The 464-nt window shown below is 62.9% G+C and carries 1 pseudogene; it reads left to right on the top strand.

From position 1 onward, the window contains the following. Positions 1-311: pseudogene (locus J1M37_RS11070) on the top strand (ionic transporter y4hA); the annotation flags it as partial. Between the last annotated feature and the right edge of the window lie 153 nt (positions 312-464).

Genomic DNA, 464 nt, shown 5'->3' with positions numbered 1-464 from the left:
CCCTGATCCTGCTGCCGGAGAGCGTCGCCGCCGTGGCGGCGGCGCGCAAGAACGACCTGCAGAAGAGCATCAACCTCGCGCTCGGCTCCTCGATCGCGACGATCGGGCTCACGGTTCCCGCGGTGGCCCTCGCCGCCTATGTGCTCGACAAGCAGCTGGTGCTCGGGCTCAGCAACCAGCATATGCTGATCCTGCTGCTGACCTTCATGGTCAGCATGCTGACCTTCGGAACCGGCCGCACCAACATCCTGTTCGGGCTCGTTCACATGGTGGTGTTCGCGGTGTTCGTGTTCATGGTTTTCGTGCCGTAGGGCATGATTCGCTCAAGCAAGAAACTCGGAGAAAATGACGATGCTCAGCGCCAAATCGGAGGTGCAGGTGGATACGGCGGAGGTTCGCGTCACCGAATGGCGGCTCGCGCCGGGCAGCGCCACCGGCCACCACACCCATGAGATGGACTACGT

It is taken from the genome of Micrococcus sp. KRD012 (assembly GCF_017168555.1).
Classification (GTDB): Bacteria; Actinomycetota; Actinomycetes; order Actinomycetales; family Micrococcaceae; genus Micrococcus; species Micrococcus luteus.
The sequence above is the reverse complement of the archived record's forward strand: the minus strand, read 5'-3'. Positions and strand labels throughout refer to the sequence as shown.